The organism is Pedobacter sp. Leaf176 (genome assembly GCF_001424305.1).
Lineage (GTDB): Bacteria > Bacteroidota > Bacteroidia > Sphingobacteriales > Sphingobacteriaceae > Pedobacter.
The window spans coordinates 721307-747125 of record NZ_LMPD01000003.1 but is presented as its reverse complement, the minus strand read 5'-3'; the positions used below and the strand labels follow the sequence as shown (position 1 = coordinate 747125).

General features: G+C 37.7%; 25 protein-coding genes and 2 tRNA genes. 13 read left to right on the top strand and 14 right to left on the bottom strand.

Annotated features, from left to right (window positions below; translation table 11 throughout):
* The first annotated feature begins 95 nt into the window (after positions 1-95).
* From ASF92_RS12085 to ASF92_RS12075, 4 genes are all read left to right on the top strand, one after another.
* Positions 96-168 (top strand) — tRNA-Phe (locus tag ASF92_RS12085).
* Positions 169-265: 97 nt separating this feature from the next.
* Positions 266-451 carry a hypothetical protein gene (locus ASF92_RS20815; protein ID WP_082489547.1) on the top strand — a complete coding sequence of 62 codons (186 nt, stop codon included), beginning with the start codon at positions 266-268 and terminating at the stop codon, positions 449-451.
* A gap of 12 nt (positions 452-463) precedes the next feature.
* Entirely contained in the window at positions 464-823 is a 360-nt protein-coding gene (locus ASF92_RS12080) for a GNAT family N-acetyltransferase (RefSeq protein WP_157263852.1), read from the top strand.
* Positions 824-889: 66 nt separating this feature from the next.
* Positions 890-962: transfer RNA gene (locus ASF92_RS12075), tRNA-Phe, on the top strand.
* Positions 963-1099: 137 nt separating this feature from the next.
* On the opposite strand, the gene ASF92_RS12070 is transcribed toward ASF92_RS12075, so the two are convergent.
* Positions 1100-2236: a Gfo/Idh/MocA family protein gene (locus ASF92_RS12070; RefSeq protein WP_056092967.1), complete on the bottom strand. Its 1137-nt coding sequence runs from the start codon at positions 2234-2236 to the stop codon at positions 1100-1102.
* A gap of 582 nt (positions 2237-2818) precedes the next feature.
* Positions 2819-3244, bottom strand: a complete 426-nt coding sequence (locus tag ASF92_RS12065) for an SRPBCC domain-containing protein (protein ID WP_056092965.1) — start codon at positions 3242-3244, stop codon at positions 2819-2821.
* A 300-nt stretch (positions 3245-3544) separates the two neighbouring features.
* On the opposite strand from ASF92_RS12065, the gene ASF92_RS12060 reads away from it, so the two are divergent.
* Complete coding sequence (locus ASF92_RS12060; protein WP_056092963.1) at positions 3545-5146, top strand: S41 family peptidase; 1602 nt, start codon at positions 3545-3547, stop codon at positions 5144-5146.
* Between the two features lie 135 nt (positions 5147-5281).
* Here the strand turns inward: ASF92_RS12060 and ASF92_RS12055 are convergent, their stop codons facing one another.
* The 3 genes from ASF92_RS12055 to ASF92_RS12045 form a co-directional block, all read right to left on the bottom strand.
* Positions 5282-5881, bottom strand: a complete 600-nt coding sequence (locus tag ASF92_RS12055) for an LEA type 2 family protein (protein ID WP_056092960.1) — start codon at positions 5879-5881, stop codon at positions 5282-5284.
* A 67-nt stretch (positions 5882-5948) separates the two neighbouring features.
* Complete coding sequence (locus ASF92_RS12050; RefSeq protein WP_056092957.1) at positions 5949-6242, bottom strand: hypothetical protein; 294 nt, start codon at positions 6240-6242, stop codon at positions 5949-5951.
* Positions 6243-6324: 82 nt separating this feature from the next.
* The gene (locus ASF92_RS12045; RefSeq protein ID WP_056092954.1) at positions 6325-6966 is read right to left on the bottom strand and encodes a DUF47 domain-containing protein; all 642 of its coding nucleotides are present in this window, start codon (positions 6964-6966) and stop codon (positions 6325-6327) included.
* A gap of 83 nt (positions 6967-7049) precedes the next feature.
* Between ASF92_RS12045 and ASF92_RS12040 the strand changes: the two genes are divergently transcribed.
* The 6 genes from ASF92_RS12040 to ASF92_RS12015 all read left to right on the top strand — a co-directional run bounded on the left by ASF92_RS12040 (position 7050) and on the right by ASF92_RS12015 (position 14207).
* Entirely contained in the window at positions 7050-7532 is a 483-nt protein-coding gene (locus tag ASF92_RS12040; protein WP_056092948.1) for a GNAT family N-acetyltransferase, read from the top strand.
* Positions 7533-7623: 91 nt separating this feature from the next.
* Positions 7624-8631, top strand: a complete 1008-nt coding sequence (locus tag ASF92_RS12035) for a sensor histidine kinase (RefSeq protein WP_056092944.1) — start codon at positions 7624-7626, stop codon at positions 8629-8631.
* Complete coding sequence (locus ASF92_RS12030) at positions 8628-9341, top strand: LytTR family DNA-binding domain-containing protein (RefSeq protein WP_056092941.1); 714 nt, start codon at positions 8628-8630, stop codon at positions 9339-9341. The genes ASF92_RS12035 and ASF92_RS12030 overlap by 4 nt, the downstream gene beginning before the upstream one ends.
* Before the next feature lie 104 nt (positions 9342-9445).
* A complete protein-coding gene (locus ASF92_RS12025; RefSeq protein WP_056092938.1) occupies positions 9446-9913 on the top strand; it encodes a nucleoside triphosphate pyrophosphohydrolase family protein in 468 nt (155 codons plus the stop codon).
* A gap of 13 nt (positions 9914-9926) precedes the next feature.
* Positions 9927-10787, top strand: coding sequence for an alpha/beta fold hydrolase (locus ASF92_RS12020; protein ID WP_056092934.1), 861 nt, complete (start codon positions 9927-9929; stop codon positions 10785-10787).
* Between the two features lie 36 nt (positions 10788-10823).
* Complete coding sequence (locus tag ASF92_RS12015; RefSeq protein WP_056092931.1) at positions 10824-14207, top strand: DEAD/DEAH box helicase; 3384 nt, start codon at positions 10824-10826, stop codon at positions 14205-14207.
* Positions 14208-14238: 31 nt separating this feature from the next.
* Here the strand turns inward: ASF92_RS12015 and ASF92_RS12010 are convergent, their stop codons facing one another.
* Positions 14239-15033 (bottom strand): SDR family oxidoreductase, encoded by a 795-nt coding sequence (locus ASF92_RS12010; protein ID WP_056092929.1) that lies wholly within the window; start codon positions 15031-15033, stop codon positions 14239-14241.
* A gap of 212 nt (positions 15034-15245) precedes the next feature.
* Positions 15246-15827, bottom strand: a complete 582-nt coding sequence (locus tag ASF92_RS12005) for a thymidine kinase (RefSeq protein WP_056092927.1) — start codon at positions 15825-15827, stop codon at positions 15246-15248.
* Positions 15828-15948: 121 nt separating this feature from the next.
* Between ASF92_RS12005 and ASF92_RS12000 the strand changes: the two genes are divergently transcribed.
* Positions 15949-17109 (top strand): hypothetical protein, encoded by a 1161-nt coding sequence (locus ASF92_RS12000; protein WP_056092924.1) that lies wholly within the window; start codon positions 15949-15951, stop codon positions 17107-17109.
* An 8-nt stretch (positions 17110-17117) separates the two neighbouring features.
* Positions 17118-17912 (top strand): SDR family NAD(P)-dependent oxidoreductase, encoded by a 795-nt coding sequence (locus tag ASF92_RS11995; protein WP_056092921.1) that lies wholly within the window; start codon positions 17118-17120, stop codon positions 17910-17912.
* On the opposite strand, the gene rodA is transcribed toward ASF92_RS11995, so the two are convergent.
* The 7 genes from rodA to purH form a co-directional block, all read right to left on the bottom strand.
* Entirely contained in the window at positions 17909-19171 is a 1263-nt protein-coding gene (gene rodA, locus ASF92_RS11990; protein WP_157263868.1) for a rod shape-determining protein RodA, read from the bottom strand. The genes ASF92_RS11995 and rodA overlap by 4 nt on opposite strands.
* A gap of 14 nt (positions 19172-19185) precedes the next feature.
* Positions 19186-21168, bottom strand: a complete 1983-nt coding sequence (gene mrdA / locus ASF92_RS11985) for a penicillin-binding protein 2 (protein WP_056092914.1) — start codon at positions 21166-21168, stop codon at positions 19186-19188.
* On the bottom strand, positions 21168-21683 hold the full coding sequence (locus ASF92_RS11980; protein WP_056092912.1) for a hypothetical protein: 516 nt from the start codon (positions 21681-21683) through the stop codon (positions 21168-21170). The genes mrdA and ASF92_RS11980 overlap by 1 nt, the downstream gene beginning before the upstream one ends.
* On the bottom strand, positions 21680-22519 hold the full coding sequence (mreC, locus tag ASF92_RS11975) for a rod shape-determining protein MreC (RefSeq protein ID WP_056092909.1): 840 nt from the start codon (positions 22517-22519) through the stop codon (positions 21680-21682). Before mreC ends, ASF92_RS11980 begins: the two co-directional genes overlap by 4 nt.
* Before the next feature lie 58 nt (positions 22520-22577).
* Entirely contained in the window at positions 22578-22949 is a 372-nt protein-coding gene (locus ASF92_RS11970; protein ID WP_056092906.1) for a four helix bundle protein, read from the bottom strand.
* A 36-nt stretch (positions 22950-22985) separates the two neighbouring features.
* Entirely contained in the window at positions 22986-24008 is a 1023-nt protein-coding gene (locus tag ASF92_RS11965) for a rod shape-determining protein (RefSeq protein ID WP_056092903.1), read from the bottom strand.
* 192 nt (positions 24009-24200) lie between these two features.
* Positions 24201-25727 (bottom strand): bifunctional phosphoribosylaminoimidazolecarboxamide formyltransferase/IMP cyclohydrolase, encoded by a 1527-nt coding sequence (gene purH, locus ASF92_RS11960; RefSeq protein WP_056092901.1) that lies wholly within the window; start codon positions 25725-25727, stop codon positions 24201-24203.
* Between the last annotated feature and the right edge of the window lie 92 nt (positions 25728-25819).

Below are 25819 nucleotides of genomic sequence, written 5' to 3'. Positions count from 1 at the left end.
AAATTAATTAATTGATTATCAGACGATGAGAAGGTTTTTTTAAAAAAGTTTTTGCTTTATAAAAAAGAACACTACATTTGCAATCCCAAACGGGAGGTGCCATAGCTCAGTCGGTAGAGCAAAGGACTGAAAATCCTTGTGTCCCTGGTTCGAATCCAGGTGGCACCACTTCCAAAAGCCTTTCAGAAATGAGAGGCTTTTTTGGTTTTTAGGCTTTAAGTCCACATTTAGCATTATTTTCTTCAGTAATCCCAATTTTACTTTTATGCAAAAATCTACAGAAGATATTATGACTTCCAGGTTAATCCTTCGTTTAATCGATAAAGAAGTTGTTTCTAATTGTCTGAACAAAAATCTGGAAGGGGCGGAGCATTTGTTACAAACACGGATTCCTGTAGCATTTTTTGATTCGCTAAGTAGTTTGCAATACGCCTTAAGGCAATTCGAATAAGATGAAAATTATTTGCCCTGGACGGCTAGAGCAATAATTCTCCCTGAAGAAAATCAAATGGTAGGTTTGGTGCGATTCCACAGCAGTCCCAATCCGGAATACTTAAAAGATTATGCCAATAATGCTGTGGAGTTTGGTTATGAAGTATTTAAGGCTTATAGAAAGAATGGGTATGCAAAAGAAGCGGTTATTGCCATTATCAATTGGGCGAATGTAATCTTTGGAGTCGAAAATTTTATCGTATCGGTTTCGCCAGATAATGAAAATTCGCTTAATCTTATTTCAGGTTTAGGTTTTAAAAAAATTGGTGAGATTATGGACGATGTAGACGGTTTGGAATATATTTTTTTAATGAATGTTATTAATGATTAATTACTTTAAAAAAAAGAAGGATTGCAGGTTTAAAAAATAATATTACATTTGCAATCCCAAGCGGATGGTGCCATAGCTCAGTCGGTAGAGCAAAGGACTGAAAATCCTTGTGTCCCTGGTTCGAATCCAGGTGGCACCACTCTTTAAGCCTTTCATTCAGAGAGGCTTTTTTTTAAACCAGTGTCATGGCATTATCGAATTACAATTAGCACAATATTCTTCGTATCAGATGCCGTATCACCTGCTCATAAGAAGCCCAGCATCACAAATGATGAATTATTGTGAAGCAAGGAGTGCAATTTTCAATGCTTCAACTGCATCTTCAATGGTTATAGTAAGTTTATGATCCTTATTTTCTATTTTAAGTATCATATCAGAGAGGATTTCCTGTACACATTTTCCGTAAACTTCACCCTTGGTTTGGTGAATTTCAAAATTACCCGAGATCATGTCACTAACATCATATCCTATTCCTCCACAGTAGGTTAATTCGTTACTTTGCGAGCCTTCGGAATCAGAATCACCCCAACCTTCAGGACGGGAAACATCTCTAAGTGCATCGAGTCTGTTATTTTCGATTAATTCCCAGCCGGGAATTTGTTGTAGCTGCTTTTTTGTCTGATCATTAACAAGTGCTTTCAGGGTACCTTTTAAAGGCATCCAGCCTTCTATTTCTACACGTGCCAAATCATAAGCAAGGTGTATCGTTGTTTGTTCAAATAAGCCAGGGCCAGAGAAAGCATGGTAATAGTCAGCAATTAGCCCATCATTGTACAAGACCATCGCAGCCACACGATCGCGTTGCAGTTCATTACGCTGATGCGAACAACCAAATACTTGTTTATGATTTTGATCGCCAAGCGCATGAACGATATCGAAGAAATGTACACCATGCTCTACCATAATACCACCGGAAATTGCCTCATCCCAAAACCAATGGTCTACAGGTAGCGCGGCATCCTGAGCATAGTTATTGACAACTACGTGTCTTAGTTTCCCGAACGCGTTACTTTTTCCAAGCTTCATAAATTGTTGGATAATCGGATTATAACGAATCATGTGGTCAACAGTAATCACCATTCCGGTTTCTTTCTGTACCTCTAATAACCTTTCGGCGCTCTCCAGTGTAACTGCTACAGGCTTTTCAAGTAAAACATGCTTCCCTGATTTCATCGCTGCGCAAGCCATATCAGCATGCAGGTTTGGGGGGGTAACGATGCAAACAATATCTATTTCAGTATCATTAATCAGATCTTTCCAATCCGTAAATGATTTTAAGTTTTCGCTGGCCTGAAAATGATTGCCCGAATCTGTAATTGCAGTAATTTCTACATTTTCCAATCTATCCAACCAGTAATGAAGGAATCTACCGAAGCCTCCGTAACCGATAATTCCAACTTTGTATTTTTTCATTATTAAAATATTTATCGCTGTAAGTGAGGATCGACCCCCCCGCCTCATCTTTTTGAAAAACAGCGTGAGAAGCCTAAAAGTTTGGTGGAAAATATAAATAGGAATTTTGTGGGTAACGTCAACCTGCCGGGGTTGCATTCTAACGATTATAATTACTATCTCGTTTCGCGACATCGGGAAAGTATAGCGGCCTGACCGAGAACTTTTTAGCCGTCATTTGGCTATAACAGATGTAGCGGTATTCGCTTTGGAATAGTAAACGACAAAGTATTATGCGGGAATACCTGAGAACATTGACTGCACATATTACTTAGACCCTGCTTATACTGATTTTTGGTGTATGCTAAAGAGCGTTCGTTTCAAATCGAAATCACGCAGTTTATAAAGAGGTTGTCTCAAAAAAAATTACGCTGACTCAAAAGCAAATTATGTTTCGATACATCATTCCCAATTTAATTGGAAGTCCTAATGCTAATTGCTGAGTGCTTTAAGATTGCCGCCTGCACGAGAACGACGGATGAAACGAAATAGATTCTGACCTCAAAGCTATATTTTAATTTGATTCAGCATCTTATATTTTAATCAGGATTCTGCCAGTTCCGCGACCTTGTTCAATGCTTCCGGCCAGGTTTTTTCCATATAATCTATCCAGTCTTTGCTTACATTCAGATCAATGGTTAGTACTGTTTTACCATCCTTGCTTTCAAGCGTATAGTTTTCGTATGCATCGCCCCAATCCTGATTTAGATCTTCTTTGCCGTCTTTAAATTCGCCCAGATGCTTTATCGAAATGAAACGGTTAGAGATGTTTTCTTCGATTCTCGAAACCATACCATTTCCTTTGCCGTCTAGAAATAAGGCCTTGCTACCTTTCTGCCAATCCGTTTCTACACTGGAACCCTCTGCGAAAATAGCAGTCCATAATGGGTAGCTTTCGTTACCCAAAAGAATATCCCAAACCTTTTCGGGTGAGGCATTGATTTCTTTCTTAAATTGCACTTTTTCCATTTTGACTAATTTAATTTCCAAATCAAATATGCAGATAATAGCGTTTGGAATTGGGGTGCGTAAGCGACAAATTTCGGGCTAAATTAACAGGGTTTATCATAATCCGGAATTATAACAAAACTTTATTATTGCGTTTTAATCACTATTTATTGTTAAATATTGTCTTTTAAAGATATAATCACGTTAAATGATTTAATTAATGTTAGATTAGTTTATCTATTATTTGTAAAGATATTTACAAGTGAACTTTTAAGTCAGGATTAACGTATATATAATGTCCGTTTTGATAATTGCCCCAATATGAAAAAAAATACTTTTAAATACCTGCTTATCTACTTGATATGTGGTATTTCACTTTTTACGGCTTGTAAGAAAACTACCCTCACGCCTGAGGTAACGCCACCTACTCCTACGACGACCGTTACTGGCAGTCGCGAGGAATTAACAAAAGATTCAATTTTCCTGTATTCAAAGGAACTTTATTATTGGAACACATCATTGCCCGCATTTGACGTGTTTAAACCACGTACTTACAGTTCTAATGAATCGGAATTATTTGCTATTACACAATTTTCGGTTAATCCGGAAACAGGAAGGCCTTACGAGTATTCAAGCAGTAACCCTACTTCTCCAAAATATTCCTTTTTTGATTACGGTACTACCGGCAAAACCTCAGCCTTAAAGGCCGATGTAAACGGAACCGAAAATGACTTTGGTTTTTCTGCGACTTATAATACAACATCTGATTTGCGTGTTAAATATGTTTATCCAAATTCGCCAGCGAGCCAGCAAGGCTTAACGAGAGGGTGCAGATTAACTGCCATAAACGGACGAACCAGCATTTCATATACCTCTGCAGCGAATGTTAATTTTGTAAATGATGCACTATTTGGCACATCTCCATCAGTAAGTTTAACATTTATTGATTTAACAGGTGCAATTAAAAATGTAACCATTACCAGAGCAACTTACACCGTAAATCCGATATTATTTACCAATGTTTATACTGTGGGAACGAAAAAAGTAGGATATATCGTGTTCAACAGTTTTACAAATAATGCTTCAGCATCAATTAATAACGCTTTTTCAAATTTTTCGACTCAGGGGGTAACTGAAGTTGTTGTTGATTTGAGGTATAATGGCGGTGGGTATGTAAGTACGGCGACTCAGATTATTAATATTTTAAGCCCGGTGGCACAAACAGGAAATATTATGTTTTCAACTTATTACAACTCATACCTTCAAAATTTAACGACCACACAACGCAAAGCTTCTGTTCTGGCGCACCAGCCTTTATTGGATGATGCTGGTAAGCTGCAAACCTTTACGTCTGGTGTTAATGGGAAATATGCAACTTACGCCGACTTGGATTATTCAGCAACATCTTCAGATAACATTGAAAAATTTGCAAAGTCAGGTTCTTTAAATCTAAGTCGTGTTTATTTTATTGTAACTGGTTCAACAGCATCTGCGAGCGAACTTACAGTTAATTGCTTAAAACCTGTTATGGATGTGAAGCTTATTGGTGCAACGACTTATGGCAAACCAGTAGGCTTTTTTCCAATAAAAATTGATAAATTTGATATGTACATTCCAGAATTTGAAACCAAGAACCAATCGGGAACAGGCGGTTATTATTCAGGATTAACTGTAGATAAGGATGCCTATGATGATTTAACCCGAGCCTGGGGTGATGAAAGTGAAACTTTGCTGGCGTTTGCCCTGCTATATGCCAGAACAGGTAGTTTCATAACAACGGGATCAAAAAGTGCTAGTTTGAGTGCCCAATCCACAACAATTCCGGAGCGATTATCTGCTGCCGAATTAAAAATTGTTTCCGAGCAGTTAGATCAAAATGGTTTTAAAGGAATGATATACAAACCACATAGAATTTTTAAATAAAGGAGAGGCTGATTTTGTAATAGGAAACGTCATCCTGAGCTTGTCGAAGGACTTTTTAATTAGTTTTAAGGTATTTCGACAAGCTCAACGTGACAAATTTAATAACGAATTAATTTATGCACAATCATTCTAAATTTATAATAGTATTTTATTGCTGATGTCTTTATTAATGGTGATGTAACCCGGATATTTTACGGGTGTATTGCCAATCATAATTGTTGGTTTTATCTTAATAGTCAACAAACCCAATTTTTCATCACTTTTAGCGCCTTTTTGTGCGGCCCTTATCACATCATTTAAAACGTTACCATTAGATATAAGACCGTAAATGTTGCTGCTCATTTGCACAGGTACAGTAACGGTTTGGCCTTGCGGAATGCTTACCGCCTGGTTTACGATTCCTTCCGCTAAATCGGTGTTGTTCACCAGGATCTTATATTCAAACTGATTTATTGCAGCTAGATTTCCTGAAGGATTGGTGATTTCCAGATTGAGGTTAGCCCTTAGTGGAATGTCTTTTCTCAATAAACCTAAGGCAACACCGGGTAAACTTGCCAGATTAAAATCTTGTTGATTGATTAATCTACCTAAATCTGAACCTGCTAATGTGATTTGATTGACGTTTTTTATTTTATAAGTGCAGTCTTCGAGTGCTTTTATCTGCTGTGCTTGTTTGTTTATTCCGCAACCAAATATCGAAATGGTTAGAAAACAAAATAATATTGTCTTTTTCATGCTTATCATAACGCCAAAATAGGAAAACTATTTCGGTTGCCGGCATATTTTGAGCTTTGCTTATTCTTTATGGTGCTAAAGTTTCAATTTTATCGCCTTCATCATGCTGATCTTTGCCGGCTTCGTCAGTCGTTTTAATGTTGGTTTCTTCCGAGTTTGCATCGGTTTGTTCACCATCGTCTTCCTTTTTCTTAGTTATAGGGCTTTCCGATTTACTGCTGGCTTGTTCCACTTTTGTTGTGCTGCTTGCTTTTTCTTCAGTAGATGGGATAATGGTTTCCACTAAAGATTGTGCATCATCAGTAGGTTTTGGCTGAGGATTTGAATTTGAAACCTGCGGTTTAATATCTTGATTTTCCATAACGCTTTTTTTAATAAGAAAGCACTATACCTAAGCTTTTGTTTGTATTATTTTAAATTTTAAGCAATTAATACGAATTTGACTAAGCGTTTTTCAAGAATATTGTTTCGATAACATTTGCTAAATCGTCGCATCTATCTGTTGTTTTTTCGAGCTGGCCCAAAATTTCAGACTGCCTGATCAAGGAAATTGCGTCGGCTTCATAGTCGAAAAGTAAAGAAATAGCCTGTTCATAAAGTCTGTCAGCTTTGCTTTCCAGCTGACCTGTATGCACGCAAACATCTATAATCAGCTGTTTATTTTTGAAGTTTTTAATTTCTTTGATGGCTTTGCAGAGCTGACTGCACATTTGCAGAATAATTTCGCTCAATTTTAGCATTGCTACATTCGATGTGTCGAGCTGATAAAGCTCTATGTTCATTGCTGTAGCTAAAATATCATCTGCTATGTCATCAATTGTAGTTGCAAGTGCATGTACATCCTGCTTATCAAAAGGAACGATAAAACTTTTGTTCAGTTCATCATAAATTGTATCGGTTGCCTTATCGCCAAGCAGTTCCAAAGCTTTGATCTCTTTTGCGAATTTTGCTTTATGAATTTGTTCCGGGGTGCGGATGAAGGAAACAAGGGCTTCCGAAATTTTGACCAGGTTTTCCGCACTTTGTTCAAATAAAGGCTGAAAAGTCTTATCCCTGGGTATAAATAAACTAAATATCTGATTCATGTTTCCTTTAAAATTTAGTAAATGTACCTTTGGTATATTAACACAACATCAAGCATTCATTATGATGTTGAACAAGAAAGACTATGAGCATTAATTTTCGAAAAATAGAAGAGAAAGATAACCAGGACTTAGCCAATTTAATCCGTGTAATTTTCAGAGAATTTAAAATTGACAAACCCGGTACCGTTTACACAGACCCGACAATGGATCATTTATCTGAGGTTTTTAAAAAAGATGGATCTGTCTATTGGCTTGCAGAAGAAGATGGCGTATTATTGGGCGGCTGCGGCATTTTTCCAACTGAAGGTTTGCCTGATGGTTGCGTAGAGCTTGTTAAGTTTTACCTCTCGGCGGCAGCGAGAGGTAAAGGAATAGGTAAAGCATTAATGCAGAAGAGCATCGAATCAGCACAGCATTTTGGCTACAATGAAGTTTATCTTGAGTCGTTTCCTGAACTTCATACTGCTATTGGTATGTATGAAAAAGCAGGTTTTAAAAGGCTTGATGGTGCATTGGGCAATTCTGGGCATTTTGCTTGTAATGTTTGGATGTTGCTGATTTTGTAATTTATTACAAAAAAATAGTCGTTGGGATAATTTATGAGACAGTTGGCATAACAAAATAGAGCAAGCAGATTATTTTTTTCAGTTTTATATTATGAAAAAAACCAGAGCAGTACTCGTTCACCTCATTTGTTGGGTGGCCGTGTTGGCTTATCTTTATGGCGAAGCATTAATTAAAGGTGTTACTTTAAGGCAATCGGCATTTGATATTTCAATGAATGTAATACAGATAGTGGAATTTTATATCTGTTATCTATGGGTTTATCCATCTTTTCTAAAACGAGATAAAGTTTTCCAGCTGGTCGCAGCAATTCTGTTCACGATGGCCATTTTTATCTCATTGAGGTATTTAATTGAACAGGTTTTGTATTTTGAATGGTTCGGGATGAAGAATTATACAGATGATACGCCTATATCAAAATATATCTCAGATAATATTTATTACAGCATTGCTTTTCTGGTCGTTCCGGCCGCGATATATAGTATTCAGCAGAATTTTAAAGCTGAAAAAGCCAACCGGAAATTAAGAGATGAGGTGTTAAAATCGGAACTCGCTTTCCTGAAATCACAGATAAATCCTCACTTTTTGTATAATACTTTAAACTATGTCTATTCATTGGCAATACCGGTTTCTGATAAGTTGGCGAATGCAGTATTGCGGCTCTCAGATTTAATGCGTTATACGTTAAACGAAAGCCCGGACGGTATGGTTAGTCTGGAAAAGGAAATTAACTATCTGGAGAGTTATATCGAGCTTTTTAAAATGCGTTTTGAACCAAATTTTTATGTAGATTTCACTAAGGAAGGTGTTGTCGAACAGAAAATAGCCGCTTTGGTCTTGATTCCATTTGTTGAAAATGCTTTTAAACACGGTGTTCTAAACGAAGAAACACAACCCGTTCGCATCAGGCTGAAGGTTCAGAACAAAAGATTAAGTTTTGAAGTCAGCAATAAAATCAGCCATGCTCAAAAAGACCATTCAAGCGGGGTTGGTTTGGTAAATGTACACAGGCGACTGGATTTAATTTATCCAGACCGGCATGAATTGCTAATCTCGAACAATGGAAATACCTACAAAACCACTTTAATATTAAATTTATGATCCGCTGTTTAGCTGTTGATGATGAGGTATATGCCTCGGATATTATTGCTTCATTTATTAGTAAAACGCCTTTTTTGGAATTGGTTGGTACAACAACCAACGCTTTTGAAGCACTAGCTATGGTTCAGGAACACAAAGTCGATTTAATTTTTCTGGATATACAAATGCCCGAGTTGACAGGCATTCAGTTTCTAAAAATATGTGGTGATAAGTGTAGAGTGATTTTAACAACGGCTTATCCGGAATATGCCTTAGATGGCTTTGATTTAAATGTGGTTGACTACTTGCTTAAGCCAATTTCTTACGAACGCTTTTATAAGGCGGCGCAAAAAGCGCAGCAAATTATTTCGCCCTCACAGTATGAGGTCGTCCCTGCACCAAATCAGATAAACGACTTTATTTTTGTAAAAGGTGATACCAAGAATAAGTTTATAAAAGTGAACTATAACGAGATTTTGTACATAGAAGGTCTAAAAAATTATGTATCGGTTTACACTGAAAGTCAGCGAATTGTAACTTATCAGGCCCTGCGCGAACTGGAAACCCAATTGCCCCAGCCACCATTTTATCGTCTGCATAAATCGTATATAATATCATTGGAAAAAATTAAAATGATTGATGGCAATGCGCTTTACATTGGCGATCAATCTATCCCGATAGGGGATACCTATCGGGAAGAGTTTTTTAAAATTGTGAGAGAGAAGAAGTAACCTTTCTGGTCGGTTAACATTTTAAAGAATTAGCCGATTAAAACATATAGCGATTTAACAATTGAACAATATTTTTAACTTTGCTGGCATAAACCAAACATGTTATGCAGGAAACAAATTCATTAAATCAGGTTGCAGAATTCCATACAACATTTAAACATCCGATTTTAGATGCCCCGGTTATTCCTTCCAAACAAAGGGCAAACCTTCGCATTTCGTTGTTGGCAGAAGAATTGAAGGAACTGCAGGAAGCCGTGGAAAATGATGATTTGGTGGAAGTTGCCGATGCACTTTGCGATTTGCAATATGTGTTGGCCGGTGCAATTCACGAATTTGGTTTGGGCGGCAAGTTCAAAACTTTGTTTGATGAGGTTCACCGCTCGAATATGAGTAAAGCTTGTAAAACTGTTGAAGAAGCGGAACAAACCATCCGGTTTTACCTGGATAAAGACGGGACTGAATCTTACCTTAAAGAAATCGATGGATTATTTTTAGTTTTCCGGAAATCGGATGACAAAACTTTAAAATCAGTTAATTATTCACCGGCAGATATAAAAGGTCTACTGCTCTAATTAACTTGAGGGATTGAAAAGACTAAAGAAAATCATAAATGAGCTTAAAATTTCAACAGAAATAGAGCAGCAGGATGCTGGAAAGCTAATACGCGAATTTGTTTTTTATTCGCCGAAAATGCCTTTGCGCTTGCATCAGGAAACGCTCCTGGCTGAATCGAAACGGTTTACGCTAAAAGTTTATGATGCGTATTTTACTCAAGCCCATCTCGATATTAATTGCTTTAGCTGGGGGAAGGGTGATGTGAAAGTTATACTTACACACGGATGGGCTTCGAAAGCCGCAGATTTTTATGAACTTATTGAAGCCCTGCGGAAAATTGATGCTTTAGAAATTATTGCCTTCGATGCACCGGGAAATGGAAGTTCGGTTTCCGAATTCTCCAACCTGATGTTGTATGCTGAATCTGTAAAATCCATCGCGGAAAACTACGGGGCGCCCGATTTTCTTATCGGACATTCACTTGGCGGTATGGCCAATGTAATCGCAATTCAGGAGGCAGCACTTAATCCTAAACGGTTAATCAGTATTGCGCCGTTAATCAGATTGAAAGAAAACTTCGAGCAAAGTATGGATTCAATAAACATCAGCCAATCAGCACAAGATAATTTCTTTAAGAATTTTAGTGAAGAGTTTCCTGTGACAGCAGATCATTTCAACCTGACAGCGCTCTATAAACTGCAAGCAGATTTTAATCATTATCTGGCTTATGACGAGGAGGACCATATATCGCCTTATCCATTTCTGACGGCCTTTCTTTCGAAGAATAAAGAAATACAGGCAAAAGCATATCCTGGCACCGGACATTACAAAATTCTGAAGTCGCAAGAGCTTATCAGTGATGTTTTAAACCTTATAAATTCGTCTTTCTAAAAGAACCTTAACTTATTTTCTTGTTATATTGCGGTAATGAATGGAGAAAACTCAAGGTTGGAGGGACAGGCAAATAATCCATATGATTATGTTTTAAATGATTTTAACCTCAAAGACCTGAGCAATCTTTTCATTTTGAAACACCTTAATCATCAGATTTATACGGATGTTAAAGGTTTTTACAATCTTTATACCGAACAAATTGAGATAAATTTTGCCGCTTTTAGTCATCCATCGCCGCCACAACCTTTTCCTATTGTGCAGGTTCAACAGACTGAAAATTCTGTTAGGTTATCTTGCAGATGTGATGCACCCAAAAGCAAACTTTGTTCACATCAGGCTCAGGTTTTGTACAATATTTTGCAGCGTCAGGACTTGTTGATTTTTTTCGATGAAAACTTGCGTAGGCAAAGGCTTGCAAAAATCGCGAAAGATTATGGTTTGGAAAAGGAAGCCAATCTGGAAACACTGTTTATCATTAAGTTTGAAAATGATGGACAACTCACCATAAAGCCGAAAGTTGCTGCTTTGCAGGCCTTTAATACAGAAGCACTGCAGCAACTCCAGTCTGCATTATTACCCGAAAAGAAAGCGGTAACCCCGTCAGTTAAAATAGACAATGGCCAGCTTATATTGGTTTTAGCCAATCACCGGTATTACAATAGCCTTAATGTTAATTTGTACTGTGCGCAATTAACAAAAGCTGGAAATGCTAAAAACCCACTCAAAAGTATTAATCAAAGCGATTTAATTTTCAAAGCGGAAGACAGTGATGAACTTAAGTTCTACGGCGGAATCGCAAAGTTTCAGAATAACTACGCAGTGGAAAATAGTGAGGCAGAAATTGAAGCTTTAAAGGCAATTGTGAAGAATCCGTTGAAAATCCCCGTTTACCTGCATGATAATACACAGCATTCCAATATTCAGGCTTCTTCGGTTTCAGCTGTTGAACTTTATCTTCTTGATGGTGACCTGCATTTATCTGTCAATCAAAAAGACGATTTCTTCGAGATTAACGGACGTTTGATTATAAACGGGAATTCTTATTCACTGGATAATCTGGTCATTCGGTATAACTATTTTGTGCAGCTAAAAAATCACCTGTATCTTTTGGGAAATGCCGATTTGGTAAAGGTTATCGGTTTTTTCGTTAAACAAAGCAACCGTCTTGTCATCCATAAAAATAAATATCCGGAGTTTCAGAAGCACATTCTGATTCAATTGGAAAATAACATCCACGTCGATTATTCCTACCTGAAACCAGCCACACCCAGGCAAATCGAAGAGAAAGGTTTTGATTTAGAGCTGGAAAAGCTCGTTTATCTTTCCGAATCGGAAGATTTCATTTTAATTACGCCGGTTATGCGTTATGGTAATCTGGAAATTCCGGTTTTATCCAAAAAGAAAATTCAGGCACAAGATAAATTTGGTAACCTTTTCACCTTAAATCGTAACGAAGAGGCAGAGTTGCAGTTTACTGCTGAAATATTAAAGCAACATCCATTTTTTTATGATCAGGAAACCAACGATTCTTACTACCTCCATCGCAAAAGATTTTTAGAAGAACTCTGGTTTTTAGATGCTTTTGAAGCGTTGCGCAGTAAGGATATCCATATTTTAGGATTTAATCAGCTAAAAAATAATAAGCTTAATCCGCATAAAGCAGAAATAAACGTTGAGGTGCTAAGCGGTACAGATTGGTTTGAAACCAAAGTAAAAGTAAAGTTTGGTAGGCAGAATGTTGCGCTAAAACATTTGCATAAATCGATTAGAAACAAAAGCAAATTTGTTACCCTGGACGACGGGACTCAGGGTATTCTGCCTGAGGAATGGTTAAAAAAATTTACGGATTATTTTACCGCAGGCGAAATTGTTGATGATACTTTACTGACTCATAAAATTAAGTTCGCTTCGATTAATGAGCTATATGAAGACGCTTTGCTTGATGGTAAAGTAAAAAATGAGCTTAGAACGTTTAAACAGAAATTTGAAGGTGATGATTTAGTTAATTATATAGAGACACCGAAGGAGCTTAATGCCATACTACGGCCGTATCAGAAAGATGGATTAAATCGACTTAATTTTCTAGATGATTTTAACTTCGGTTCCATTCTTGCCGACGACATGGGATTAGGCAAAACTGTACAGATAATTGCGTTCATTTTATCGCAAAGAACAAAAGTTCTACAGAATAGCAATCTTGTTGTGGTTCCTGCATCGCTGATTTTTAACTGGAAAGCAGAAGTGAAAAAGTTTGCACCGTCTATAAAAGTGAGAACAATATACGGTAGCGATAGGGTTAAAACCTCAGACGATTTCGACAGGTTTGAAATCATTCTGACCTCTTATGGAACATTGCTTTCGGATATCCGTTTTTTAAAAGATTACCGGTTCAATTACATTTTTCTGGATGAATCGCAAAATATAAAAAATCCAGAATCCCAGCGTTATAAAACCGTCCGGATGCTGCAATCCAGAAATAAAGTAGCCCTTACCGGAACACCGATAGAAAATAATACTTTCGATTTATACGGACAGCTTTCTTTTGCCTGTCCGGGGCTGTTCGGCAGCAAACAACAGTTCGCTGATTTATATTCCACCCCGATCGACCAGTTTAAAGACAGTAAAAGGGCTGCTGAATTACAAAAAAAGATTCGTCCTTTTATTTTAAGACGAACCAAGGAACAGGTTGCTAAAGAACTGCCTGATAAAACAGAGGTAATTCTGTATTGCGAAATGGGCGAGGAGCAACGTGAGGTATACGAAGCAAATAAAAAGGAAATTCAGGATTATATTTTAGGTAAAACTGAGGATGAATTGCCTAAAAGCGCTATGCATGTTTTAAAAAGTATAACCCGGTTAAGGCAGATTTGCAATTCAGCAGCATTATTGGCGGACGGAAAATCTTACCTGCAGGCTTCGTCAAAAATTGATGTTTTGATTGAGCAAATCCAGGTTAAAGCAGTGAACCATAAAATTTTGGTTTTCTCGCAGTTTGTAACCATGTTGGATTTGATTAAAAAGGAGCTCGAAGCTAAAGAAATTAAATACGAATATTTAACTGGTCAAACCAAAAAGCGGCAAGAGGTTGTACAGTCTTTTCAGAATAAGGATGTTCCGGTTTTTTTAATCAGTTTAAAGGCCGGTGGAACAGGCTTGAATTTAACCGAGGCAGATTATGTTTACCTGGTCGATCCCTGGTGGAATCCAGCAGTGGAAAACCAGGCGATCGACCGTGCCTATCGTATTGGCCAGCATAAAAATGTAATGGCCGTTCGGCTGATTTGTCCAGATACGATTGAAGAAAAAATAATGAAACTTCAGGCTGTAAAAAAGGATTTGGTTAAAGATTTAATTCAGAATGAAAATGGATTATTTAAGAATTTGAACAAACAGGAATTGCTGCGGCTATTGAGTTAATGCGCTTCCATCCTCTGAGAGCAGTAAAATATTAAACTATCACTTTAAACTGATAATCTAAAAATTCAGGCACATTTACACTTTCTACTATTTTCCAGCTTGTTTTTTCTGGTATAAATTCAGGTACTACCATACCACTATCATTTGCAGCTTTGGTATAAAAATCTTTTCTTGTGGGATGACTGGGCGAACAGGCATTGTAAATCCGTCCGAAAGCCTGCTTATCTAAAATAGAAATTGCAATATCTACCGCATCACTTTGATGCAGTAGGTTTACAGGTGCAAGTCCATTTGGCACGTCAGTTTTGCCTGCAAAAAAACGCCCTGGATTTCGCTCCGGACCAATTAATCCCGCGAAACGGATAATGGTATAATCGTTCGGGTATTTGCTTCTTAATATTTCTTCAGCAGCCACGATTACACGGCCGGAATCGGTATCGGGATTGGTTGCCGTATTTTCGTTAATGATTGTATTTTCGTCGCCATAAACACTTGTCGAGCTGATAAGGACAATATTAGCGCTTTTATCTCTAGCACTTTCTAAAATCAACCTGATTTTATCAGGATAGGTTTCCAGCTCGGCTGAGTTTCTTTTCGGTGGTATGCAGATAAATAGCACATCTGCATCGAAGAAATCATCGCTGGCAACAATTTGCTCAGTCGTAAAATTTACGAGAAAGGGCTTTATTTTAGCTTCCGCTAAGGTCGAAATTTTTTCCAAGCTAGTTGTCGAACCTTTAACGTCGTTGCCATTTTCGACCAGTTTTTTGGCAAGTGCAAAACCGAACCAGCCACAGCCCAAGATAGATATAATCTGTTTTTTCATTATTTTATTTATTGAGGATGGGCTTTGAGGGATTAAATATCAATACCTTAGAAATGACCAATTTTCAATTAACAATTAACAATTTTCAATGAACAATATACAATTACAAGTAATCATTGCTAATAAAGCTGCTCTTGGAATCATGGAAATATGTTAACAATTGAGCAATTTAACCAGTTAACCCAACGAACTATTGAAGCAGTAAGCAGCCCTTATCCTTTTTCCAAATTATAACATGCCCTACATCTTGGCTCATAGCTTTCCTTTTCGCCTAAAAGCACGGTAGATTCATCAGCCACGGTTCGGTAACTGAATAATGCGGGATTGCCACAACACACACACACCGCGTTTACCTTAGTTACATGTTCCGCAATAGCCATTAACGCTGGCATTGGACCAAAAGGTTTTCCCGTGAAATCCATATCGAGTCCGGCCACAATAACCCGGATGCCTTTCATGGCAAGCTTGTTGCACACATCAGGCAATTCGTTATCAAAGAACTGGGCTTCATCAATGCCTACAACCTGCGTATTTGCACCCAATAAGAGAATAGCCGATGCATTATCAACAGGCGTGGAATTAATAGAATTTAAATCGTGTGACACAACAGCACTATCATGGTAGCGTGTATCCGTGCGGGGCTTAAAAATCTCAACATTTAATTTAGCAATTTGAGCTCTTTTTAATCTGCGAATCAGTTCCTCTGTTTTTCCTGAAAACATAGAGCCACATACAACTTCTATACTTCCTGAAAATTCGCCTCTTCTTCTAAAATTTTGTTCGCTGAATAACATGCTCAATCCTTATTTTCTTCGTCGTATGATAATTTTTAAACCGAACAAATATCATAATTAAGTGTTATTTTTGAATACATAGTTACCAACATAAATCAGCTAAAAAATCGTTTAATAATTTATGATGAATCAACAAGATATTTTCAGAAAGATAGGCAGTATTTTAAATGAGCTCAACGAACAGTATGAATTTCTGGCGCTTAATCCTGAAATATTGAACGAATTGGAAGTGGAACTTTTTCTTGCGAATGCTGATTTTCTCGCAGACCACGTTAGGATAGTCAAAAAACTTAATACCCTGTCCGAAGCGAAAAAAATAACAGAAACCGACTCTGGTTTATTACTTGAAGAACAGAATACAATCATACTTCCTGATAAAAATTATCAGCAGAGAGAAGCTGCACCACAGCCTGTGAAACTGGAAGAAATTGCAACAGCCGAGGAAGAAGAAGAGCGTATTGATGTTATGGCACAAGAGGAGATATTTGAAAATGAAATCATTCACGAAGAAACGGCTGAAGAGTTAATAGAGAAAGACTTTTTCAAGCCTGATCAGGAATCCAAAAGTTTTGAATTTGTTTTGGGGAACCACAGCGATAATGATAAGTTTGATTATGAGGAAAAATCTGTTGATGAGATTTTCGACAGACCACTAAGTACAGCTGAAGAAGAAATTCTTGCGCAGAAGAAAAGAATCCATGAAAAAGAACATGATTTGGTTAACGAAGAGCCTTTAGCAATTGACGAAGATGAGATTGGTCCGGAGCCGTTTTTAATTCCACATGAGCAGGAACATCCGATTAACCATCCGGAAGTGGAAACGCTGTTTGCTCAAAAAGAGTCTGAGCCAATTGATGCGCTAAAAGAGGTTAATCTCGATGATGAGATTATTTCTCCACCAGTAGAAACTGAACGTCCGTTATTTACGCCTCATGCTGTTCCTGTTAAGTCTGCGGAACAACCGGATTCATCAAAACCAGCGCCGTCTTTAAATGATTTACTTGCGAAAACGAATAGCGCTCAAAATGAACCTGTCAAAGCCCCGATTGCCGATTTAAAACAAGCTATTAATTTAAATGAAAAACTGCTTTTTATAAAGGATTTGTTCAGTGGCTACAATATGGCTTATTCTGAAGCGCTGGATATTGTTAACAAAATGCCGAATTTCGAATCGGCAGATAGTTTTCTGCAAAACAATTATGCAGGTAAAAATAACTGGGCTTCAAAGCAATCCACCGTGGATCAGTTTTATGAATTGCTAAATAGAAGATTCTCCCGCTAAATACAATCATGGATTTACAACTGAAAAACAAAACTGCTTTTATAAGTGCTTCTACCGCGGGTATTGGCTACGCCATTGCCGAGAGTTTACTAAAAGAAGGCGTTAAGGTTATTATAAATGGCAGGAGCGACGAGAGCGTTAGTGCTGCATTGAGGGAATTGAGAAAAATTTCTGGTAGCGAAAGCGTCACCGGAATAGTGGCTGATTTTTCAAAAGCAGATGAAGTAAATTCACTTATTGAGCAGTTACCCGAAATTGATATCCTGGTTAACAATGCCGGGATTTTTGAACCTAAGGCTTTTGAAGAAATTACTGATGAAGAATGGTTTAGATTTTTCGAGGTGAATGTGATGAGTGGCATCCGCCTGGCAAGATCAGTGTTTTCAAAAATGCTGAAGAAAAATTGGGGGCGTATTATCTTTATATCAAGTGAATCTGCGATTTTTATTCCTGAGGAAATGATTCATTACGGTATGACTAAAACTGCACAGCTGGCGATTAGTCGTGGTTTAGCAGAATTAACAAAAGGCACCGAGGTAACCGTTAATTCGATCTTACCTGGTCCTACAAAGTCGAAAGGCGTTGGAGGCTTTATAGAGGATTTGGCCAAAGCAGGAAACCTCACAGTCGCAGAAGTTGAAACAGATTTTTTTAAAAACATGCGACCAACATCGCTTATTAAAAGATTTCTAGATGTTCAGGAAATCGCAAATACCGTAACTTATTATGTAAGTCCTTTGGCATCGGGAACTAATGGTGCTGCAATAAGGGTTGAGGGAGGTTTGGTTCGCTCCATTATTTAAATAAAGCCCATTCTGTTCGAATCTAATTTCAAAAATATAAAAAGCAATATTGTGAAGCTCCATAGTGAAGAGCCTCCATAACTAATGAATGGAAGTGGAATCCCAATAACAGGTATAATACCAATCGTCATTCCGATATTGATAAATACATGGAAGAATAAAATGCAGGCGACACTATAACCATAAACCCTTGAAAAAGTAGACCGTTGTCTTTCTGCGAGATTTATCAATCTTAAAAGCAGAAAAATATACAAACCGATTACAATAGCACAACCTAAAAAGCCCCATTCTTCTCCTATGGTAGAAAAGATAAAATCGGTACTTTGAGCAGGAACATAACCATATTTGGTTTGAGTCCCCTGTAAAAAACCCCTTCCGGTAACTTGGCCTGAGCCAATGGCTATTTGTGACTGAATTACGTTATAGCCGGCACCCCTGTTGTCTGTTTTAAGACCAAGCATAAGTTCAATTCGATTGCGCTGGTGAGGCTGAAGCACTTTTTCATAAGCAATTTTAACCAGGAAAAGATAGCCTATTGCTATTAGAGTTACAAAAACTGTAGTGATAATTAACTTTTGCTTTCTCCTATTTGCATATATAAAAAGCCCGCTGATGGTAAGCAAAATGGCAACAAGGATGGTGATTGGAACCAGGAAATCGGCAACAAAAAGCACTATCATTCCTAAAAAAATCAATAGAAAATAGCCTGATAAACCTTCCCGGTATAAAGGAAACATGAAGGCTAAAAATACCAGTGCGGATCCAGTATCCGGTTGGAGCATGATCAATAGTAAAGGCACAGCAACAATAATTCCGGCAATAAAAATTGATTTAAAATCTCTGAATTTCGGATTGAACGTACTTACATATCTGGCTAGGACAAGTGCTGTACCGAATTTAGCAAATTCAGAGGGCTGAAGCCTGAAAGAACCTATAGGAATCCAGGCCTGGTTACCACCAACATTCCTGCCAATAAACAGAACAGCCATTAATAAAATTAAAGTAATACCGTAGATAAAAGGAGCGAAAACATTAAAGAGCCGGCCATCGAATAACAAGATAGACAATCCTAAAATCAATCCTGAGATTATATAAATTAATTGCTTACCATAGCTGCTGGTAAAATCAAAGGCCGTAGCATTCTCCGGATGAGGGATGGAGGCATAGATGTTTGTAAAACCAATAGCACAAAGCGAAATGTAAATCAATACAGTAATCCAGTCTACATTAAAGAAAAACCTGTTGCCTTGTTGCTGCATCATTTCATTAATTTCTAATTTTTTACCTCTACAGTTCTCTTTGAAACCTGAGCAGAAAGTGGTCTTTTAGCGGTAGCTGCCTTGATTTTAAGGCTATCATTTACGCGTTTAAGTGAATCTGTTTTTCTGATTATTAAACTATCTGCTTTTGTTAATTTAATTTTTTTACTCTTATCAATAAGCAAAGGTAAAAGATTTTGGTTTTTCATCCATTCCACCTGGTTTGCTCTTGCACCTGTAATATTTCCTTTAATGTATTTTTCAACCATATAACTTGCAATCGGGGCGGCATAAGTACTACCAAAACCTGCATTTTCCACGATAACTGCAATTGCAATTTTTGGGTTATCCCTCGGAGCAAAACCAATAAAAACGGAGTGGTTTTTTCCATGTGGATTTTGGACTGTTCCAGTTTTACCACACATTAGTATATCTGGAATTCGTGATAAAACAGCAGTACCCCAAGCCGTGTTCACGCAATCCTGCATGCCATCGATTACGGGCTCGAAATATTGAGCATCTACACCAACGTAATTTTTTTCTGTGTATTCTTTTTTTATTTTATCGCCCATTGCTCTAATCAGGTGCGGTCTGATGTAATATCCGCGGTTCGCAATAATTGCCATAGCATTTGCAATTTGAAGCGGGGTAGCGGTTATTTCACCCTGACCTATGGCTTGTGAAATTACCGTTGTATAGCCCCACCTTTTGCCATAGATTTTATCGTAATGGTCGGCATTATAAAAGTAGCCTTGTTTTTCGAATGGCAAATCGACATGCAGTTTCTGACCGAAACCGAATTTTGCTATTTTATCACGCCATTGCTGGTACGTCTGACGTTGATTTTTCATGCCGTTTTTAGTAATTAGTTTTTGAAAAACATGGCAGAAGTAGGTGTTACAACTTCTGGCAATGCCCCTCCGCATACTTATATTACCATCAACATGCTCACATTTTACTTTATGATTTCCAGCCATGTAGTAACCCGGACAATTAAATGTGGTGTTTACATCAACTACGCCTTCCTGTAATGCAAGGAGTGCATCAATGGGTTTGAATGACGAACCAGGAGGGTATTTTCCCTGGATCGGGCGTACTAGTGAAGGCTTATATGGGTTGCCAATTAAATCCATATAGTTATTCCCCTGTCTTTTTCCAACCAGCAAATTTGGGTCATAACCCGGACTGCTTACAAATGCCAGAATTTCTCCGGATGACGGTTCAATCGCTACAATTGCCCCGACTTTATTTCTCATAAGTTCTTCCCCAAGTTTCTGTACCTGAATGTCAATTCCAGAAATAAGACGCTCTCCGGAAATAGCATTTACGTCATATTTACCATCTGCATAGCTTCCCTGGGGAATGTTCTTTGCGTCGTAAACTGTATTAATAACGCCTTTTTCTCCCCTCAGCGTTTCCTCGTATGAAAATTCAAGCCCGCTTTTACCCTTATAATCACCGGGCTTATAAAAACCTTCGGATCGTGCAATATCCGCACTGTCTACCTCTTTCACATAGCCAAATAATTGTCCGCCAACGCTATCCGGGTAATGACGGATGGTTCTATCTTGTGTAGAAAAACCCGGGAACCGATACATAATCTCCTGCAAGCGGGCATAGCTTTGAACTGAAATCTGTTTTGAAAAAGGCGTTGCCTGATAATTTGATTTTAATTTTGCCTTTCGAAGGTTTTTTCTGACGTCCTCAACAGAAATTTCTAAAGCATTCGCCAATGCCAGCGTGTCGAATGATTTAACTTCATTTGGTATAACCATTAAATCATAAACCGGCTCGTTTTGTACAATTACCCTCATTTTACGGTCTAGTATTGCTCCGCGCGCAGGGTATTTAAATTTCTTTTTTAAGACGTTGCTCTCGGCGGCAACAAATGCTTTATCGCTGATGATCTGAATATAAAAAAGCTTGGCTAATAGAATAATAGCAATAATTATAAACAGGCCCTGGATAATATACTTGCGATTAAATAATTGCTCCATCAGCGGGATGTTCTTTTATAGAAGATAAATTCGATTAGTAAAATAATAAGCAGTGTAAAGATACAACTTAGGCCACATCTCATTAAGGTATAACCGATTTCTGTTAACCTGAAAGTTTCTAAAAAGAACAAAACAAGGTGATGCGTAATTACGCAAAGAAAAGCATATAATGAAAACCACTGAAATCCCATGTAACTCAGCGATGGTTCCGGATCATCAATGGCATCTTTATTCAAACTGATGGAAATAAATGAAATTCTGACGAATGCCAAAACCACGCATGCCGTGGCATGAACACCCATGGTATCGTAAAAAGCATCGAGGGTTAAGCCAGTACCAAAGGCCAATAGATAAAGCAATAAATTTGGAATGCCAAATGGAAGCAGTAGCAAAAACAGAACATAAATAAAAGGCGTCGACAGATCATAAAAGCCCATGTTTTTGAGCAGAAATATCTGCACGAAAAGTAAAACAAACCATCTGAGGATATTTATGACTATTGCCCTACTGTTCATTCTTTAGTTTTAACAGGATTTTCTAAAAGTTCTTGTTCTTTTGCCAACTTATTCTTGATTACGTAAACGTATTGTAAGGTGGAGAAATCATTAAACAAATTTAATTCAGCAGATAAAAAATTATCGTTTGTTGCAATATTGGTTTTGCTTAGTTTCCCTACTAATATCCCTGCAGGAAATTGTCCAAGCCCGGAGGTGACAACCGTATCACCAACATTCATTTTAATGTGGTTCGGAACTTCTTTAATAAGTGCCTTACGTATGTCGAAATTATTATCACCCCATACCAATGAACCGAGCGCATTGCTTTTTTTAATATTTACACTAATCTTTGTGTCTTTATGAAGTAAGGACTGGATGGTTGCCAAATGCGCGGATACATCTCGAATGAAGCCTACAACGCCCCGTTGCGGTGATATAACTGCCATTCCAGTTTCCAGACCATCTAGTGTACCTTTATTAATTGTCATAACATTATTCCTTAATGTTATGGAATTTTTAACAACTTTTGCGGCAAGATAAGTGTATTGCTGGTTGGTAACAGTATCAATCACTTTTACATCTTTGGCGGTATCAACTGTAGTAAGGTTTAATAAAAGTGTTTTTAGTTTAGCATTTTCAACAGCTAAACTATCGTTTACCATTCCAAGATTCATATATCTTTTGAAAACATTTAGCCTGTCATAAGCGGTGCCTACAATTTCATTAGATGAATTTAAGGTTACGCTGCGCTGATAGGCATTATTTTTTACCGTAAGATAAATTCCAATGATAAAAAAGATGATAAACAAGAAAAATGCGTTGTATCTGTTTATGAAAATCCAAAGGTTACGCATATTAATTTACGGTTTTAGATTTACGATTGAAGATTGACTGCATAATTTCAAATAAGATTTAAGATGCTTTACGATTTTGTTCGTTTTTTCTAATCGTGATAATAGAAGAAACCATTATTGAAAGTAATTCATTTCCCTCATTCCAGTTTTTTTGAATTCCAACTTTTAACTCAGGGTTGAATTCTTCTAATAGTTCAAGAAAAAACATAGACTCATCTAATTCTTCTTCAACAATCTTTAATTTATTTAAAAAATCCGCAGTAGATTTTGCTCTGCAGGCTGCCCTGTAATTTGCACCTACAGAACTCGAGCATCGAACCAACTGATTTGAATAGTTTTTATTTATAATATTGTATGGAAGAGAAATTATTAGTTTTCCAATTGATATGGAATATGCCTTAGTCCTTATTTTTAACGTCTCGCTATTCATCAATCGTCAATCTAAAATCTACATTCGTCAATCTGTTTATTGCATTAAGAATTTATAAGTTCCGATGTTTTTAAGTGCGATACCGGTTCCACGAACAACAGCACGAAGCGGGTCTTCTGCGACGTGAACAGGCAATTTTGTTTTTGCCGCAACACGTTTATCTAAACCTCTTAATAATGCGCCGCCACCCGTTAAGTAAATACCCGTTTGATAGATATCTGCAGAAAGTTCCGGAGGCGTAATCTCCAATGCTTTTAAAATTGCTTCTTCTATTTTAGAAATCGACTTATCCAGACAATGTGCAATTTCTGTATAAGAAACGGTAATTTGTTTTGGAACGCCTGTCATTAAATCGCGGCCCTGAACGGCAAAATCAGCAGGAGCGTCCTGTAGTTCAGGTAAAGCAGCACCAACTTCGATTTTAATTTTCTCTGCCGTCCGATCACCGATCATTATGTTATGCTGGCGGCGTATATAATTAACGATATCAGAGTCGAAGTTATCCCCTGCAACGCGGATAGACTGATCGCAAACAATACCAGAAAGTGCAATAACTGCAATTTCAGTAGTTCCCCCACCGATATCGATAATCATGTTGCCCATGGGTTCTTCAACATCAATTCCGATACCAACAGCCGCCGCCATTGGCTCATGGATTAAGTATACTTCCTTTGCACCTGCAATTTCCGCAGAGTCACGAACAGCACGTTTTTCAACTTCCGTGATGCCCGAAGGAATGCAAATAACCATTCTTAGAGATGGAAACATCCAGCCTTTGCCGCCATTCAGCATGCGAATCATGCCTTTAATCATGGCTTCTGCAGCATTGAAATCTGCAATTACACCATCCTTTAAAGGGCGAACAGTTTTAATATTATCGTGGGTTTTACCCTCCATCTGCATCGCCTGGCGGCCAATAGCAATGACTTTATTCGTTGTACGATCAAAAGCAACAATTGACGGCTCGTCAACCACTACTTTATCATTATGTATAATCAGGGTATTCGCTGTGCCTAAATCAATAGCAACTTCCTGCGTAAACCAGTTAAATAATCCCATGTAGAAGGTGTCTTTATTTTATATCAGTTAAATCTATATACTATTCCTAATGTAAAAATAGCTTTTTTATTGTTTAGTCAGTTAGTTTTTTAGTTTACTGGTCTTTTAGTTGTTTGGATTAAAGCCTATAATGAAAATTTCGCTGCTTCATGGCTAAACATCCAATAATCTAAACAACCAAACAACAAAAAACTAGTGTTTAAAATGTCTAACACCGGTTGTAACCATTGCAATGCCTTTTTCATTGGCTTTCGCTACAGAATCAGCATCTTTAATAGAACCGCCGGGTTGTAAAACAGCAGTGATGCCAGCATCAGCGGCAATTTCAACGCAATCAGGGAAAGGGAAGAAAGCGTCAGACGCCATTGAAGCGCCCTTTACACTGAATCCGAAAGATTCTGCTTTTTCAATCGCTTGTCTTAAAGCATCTACACGACTGGTTTGTCCAACGCCACTTGCTATCAGGACATCATCCTTAACCAAAACAATGGTGTTTGATTTCGTGTGTTTTACAATCTTATTAGCAAAGTATAAATCTTTTAACTCCTGTTCAGTTGGTGCTTTTTCAGTTACCGTTGTCATTTGCTCAGGTCCTTCGATAATTAAATCTTTATCCTGCTCAATAACACCATTCAATAACGTTTTAAATTGCTTTTTACCCAGGTCGACTTCATTGCGTTTTAAGATAACGCGGTTTTTCTTTTTACTGAATAATTCAATTGCTTCGGGCTGATAAGACGGTGCAATTAAAACTTCAAAAAACAGGTTGTTAATTTCCTGTGCTGTTTCTAAATCAACCTCAACGTTGGTAATCAGTACACCACCAAAAGCGGAAACGGGGTCGCAGGCTAAAGCGTCGATCCAAGCTTGTTTAACAGTTGGGCGAGAGGCGATACCGCATGCGTTGGTATGTTTTAAAATGGCAAAAGTCGGGTCTTCAAATTCATCGATCAAGACCACGGCGGCATCAACATCTACTAAATTATTATATGATAGTTCTTTACCATTCAATTTGGTAAACATGGCATCTAAATCACCATAAAAAACACCACCCTGATGAGGATTTTCTCCATAACGTAAAGTTTTGGCTTCGGTTACGCTTTGTTTAAAAACATCAAGCGGTTCTTCCTGATTGAAATAGTTGAAAATAGCGGTATCGTAATGTGAAGAAGTATGGAACGCTTTCTTAGCATAAGCCTTGCGCTGTGCCAGGGTCGTTTCACCATTTTGTTCTTCCAATTGGCTTTGTAGGGTAGGATAATCGTTTTTTGATGCAATAATTACCACATCATTAAAGTTTTTGGCCGCTGCACGAATCAGGGAAATTCCACCGATGTCAATTTTTTCGATAATTTCCTCCGGTGTTCCTCCGGATTTTACAGTTTCTTCGAATGGATATAAATCAACAATCACTAAATCAATCTCCGGGATTTCATATTCAGAAATCTGTTGTTTATCGCTTTCCAGGCCTCTGCGGTTTAAAATTCCACCAAATACTTTTGGATGAAGCGTTTTAACACGTCCGCCTAATATGGATGGATAGCCGGTTAAATCCTCAACAGCTGTAACGGGAAGGTTTAAATCTTTAATAAACTGTTCTGTTCCACCTGTTGAATATAACTGCACGCCCTGGGCGGCTAACAATTCTACCAATGGAGCTAAACCGTCTTTATAATATACTGAAATTAAAGCGTTTTTGATTTTAATGGGCTGACTCATTCTACTGTAAATTTTGAGCCGCAAAGGTAGTAAAAGGTGATGGCTTTTTAAGAATATGATGGCGTAAAAAAAGGATTATTTAATTGCGGGGT

What these genes read in the sequence shown, in the direction of transcription:
- ASF92_RS20815 (WP_082489547.1), top strand. Translation starts at nt 266, where the DNA reads ATGCAAAAATCTACAGAAGATATTATGACTTCCAGGTTAATCCTTCGT.
- ASF92_RS12070 (WP_056092967.1), bottom strand. Translation starts at nt 2,236, where the DNA reads ATGAAAAAATACAAAGTTGGAATTATCGGTTACGGAGGCTTCGGTAGA.
- ASF92_RS12065 (WP_056092965.1), bottom strand. Translation starts at nt 3,244, where the DNA reads ATGGAAAAAGTGCAATTTAAGAAAGAAATCAATGCCTCACCCGAAAAG.
- ASF92_RS12060 (WP_056092963.1), top strand. Translation starts at nt 3,545, where the DNA reads ATGAAAAAAAATACTTTTAAATACCTGCTTATCTACTTGATATGTGGT.
- ASF92_RS12055 (WP_056092960.1), bottom strand. Translation starts at nt 5,881, where the DNA reads ATGAAAAAGACAATATTATTTTGTTTTCTAACCATTTCGATATTTGGT.
- ASF92_RS12050 (WP_056092957.1), bottom strand. Translation starts at nt 6,242, where the DNA reads ATGGAAAATCAAGATATTAAACCGCAGGTTTCAAATTCAAATCCTCAG.
- ASF92_RS12045 (WP_056092954.1), bottom strand. Translation starts at nt 6,966, where the DNA reads ATGAATCAGATATTTAGTTTATTTATACCCAGGGATAAGACTTTTCAG.
- ASF92_RS12040 (WP_056092948.1), top strand. Translation starts at nt 7,050, where the DNA reads ATGAGCATTAATTTTCGAAAAATAGAAGAGAAAGATAACCAGGACTTA.
- ASF92_RS12035 (WP_056092944.1), top strand. Translation starts at nt 7,624, where the DNA reads ATGAAAAAAACCAGAGCAGTACTCGTTCACCTCATTTGTTGGGTGGCC.
- ASF92_RS12030 (WP_056092941.1), top strand. Translation starts at nt 8,628, where the DNA reads ATGATCCGCTGTTTAGCTGTTGATGATGAGGTATATGCCTCGGATATT.
- ASF92_RS12025 (WP_056092938.1), top strand. Translation starts at nt 9,446, where the DNA reads ATGCAGGAAACAAATTCATTAAATCAGGTTGCAGAATTCCATACAACA.
- ASF92_RS12015 (WP_056092931.1), top strand. Translation starts at nt 10,824, where the DNA reads ATGAATGGAGAAAACTCAAGGTTGGAGGGACAGGCAAATAATCCATAT.
- ASF92_RS12010 (WP_056092929.1), bottom strand. Translation starts at nt 15,033, where the DNA reads ATGAAAAAACAGATTATATCTATCTTGGGCTGTGGCTGGTTCGGTTTT.
- ASF92_RS12005 (WP_056092927.1), bottom strand. Translation starts at nt 15,827, where the DNA reads ATGTTATTCAGCGAACAAAATTTTAGAAGAAGAGGCGAATTTTCAGGA.
- ASF92_RS12000 (WP_056092924.1), top strand. Translation starts at nt 15,949, where the DNA reads ATGATGAATCAACAAGATATTTTCAGAAAGATAGGCAGTATTTTAAAT.
- ASF92_RS11995 (WP_056092921.1), top strand. Translation starts at nt 17,118, where the DNA reads ATGGATTTACAACTGAAAAACAAAACTGCTTTTATAAGTGCTTCTACC.
- rodA (WP_157263868.1), bottom strand. Translation starts at nt 19,171, where the DNA reads ATGCAGCAACAAGGCAACAGGTTTTTCTTTAATGTAGACTGGATTACT.
- mrdA (WP_056092914.1), bottom strand. Translation starts at nt 21,168, where the DNA reads ATGGAGCAATTATTTAATCGCAAGTATATTATCCAGGGCCTGTTTATA.
- ASF92_RS11980 (WP_056092912.1), bottom strand. Translation starts at nt 21,683, where the DNA reads ATGAACAGTAGGGCAATAGTCATAAATATCCTCAGATGGTTTGTTTTA.
- mreC (WP_056092909.1), bottom strand. Translation starts at nt 22,519, where the DNA reads ATGCGTAACCTTTGGATTTTCATAAACAGATACAACGCATTTTTCTTG.
- ASF92_RS11970 (WP_056092906.1), bottom strand. Translation starts at nt 22,949, where the DNA reads ATGAATAGCGAGACGTTAAAAATAAGGACTAAGGCATATTCCATATCA.
- ASF92_RS11965 (WP_056092903.1), bottom strand. Translation starts at nt 24,008, where the DNA reads ATGGGATTATTTAACTGGTTTACGCAGGAAGTTGCTATTGATTTAGGC.
- purH (WP_056092901.1), bottom strand. Translation starts at nt 25,727, where the DNA reads ATGAGTCAGCCCATTAAAATCAAAAACGCTTTAATTTCAGTATATTAT.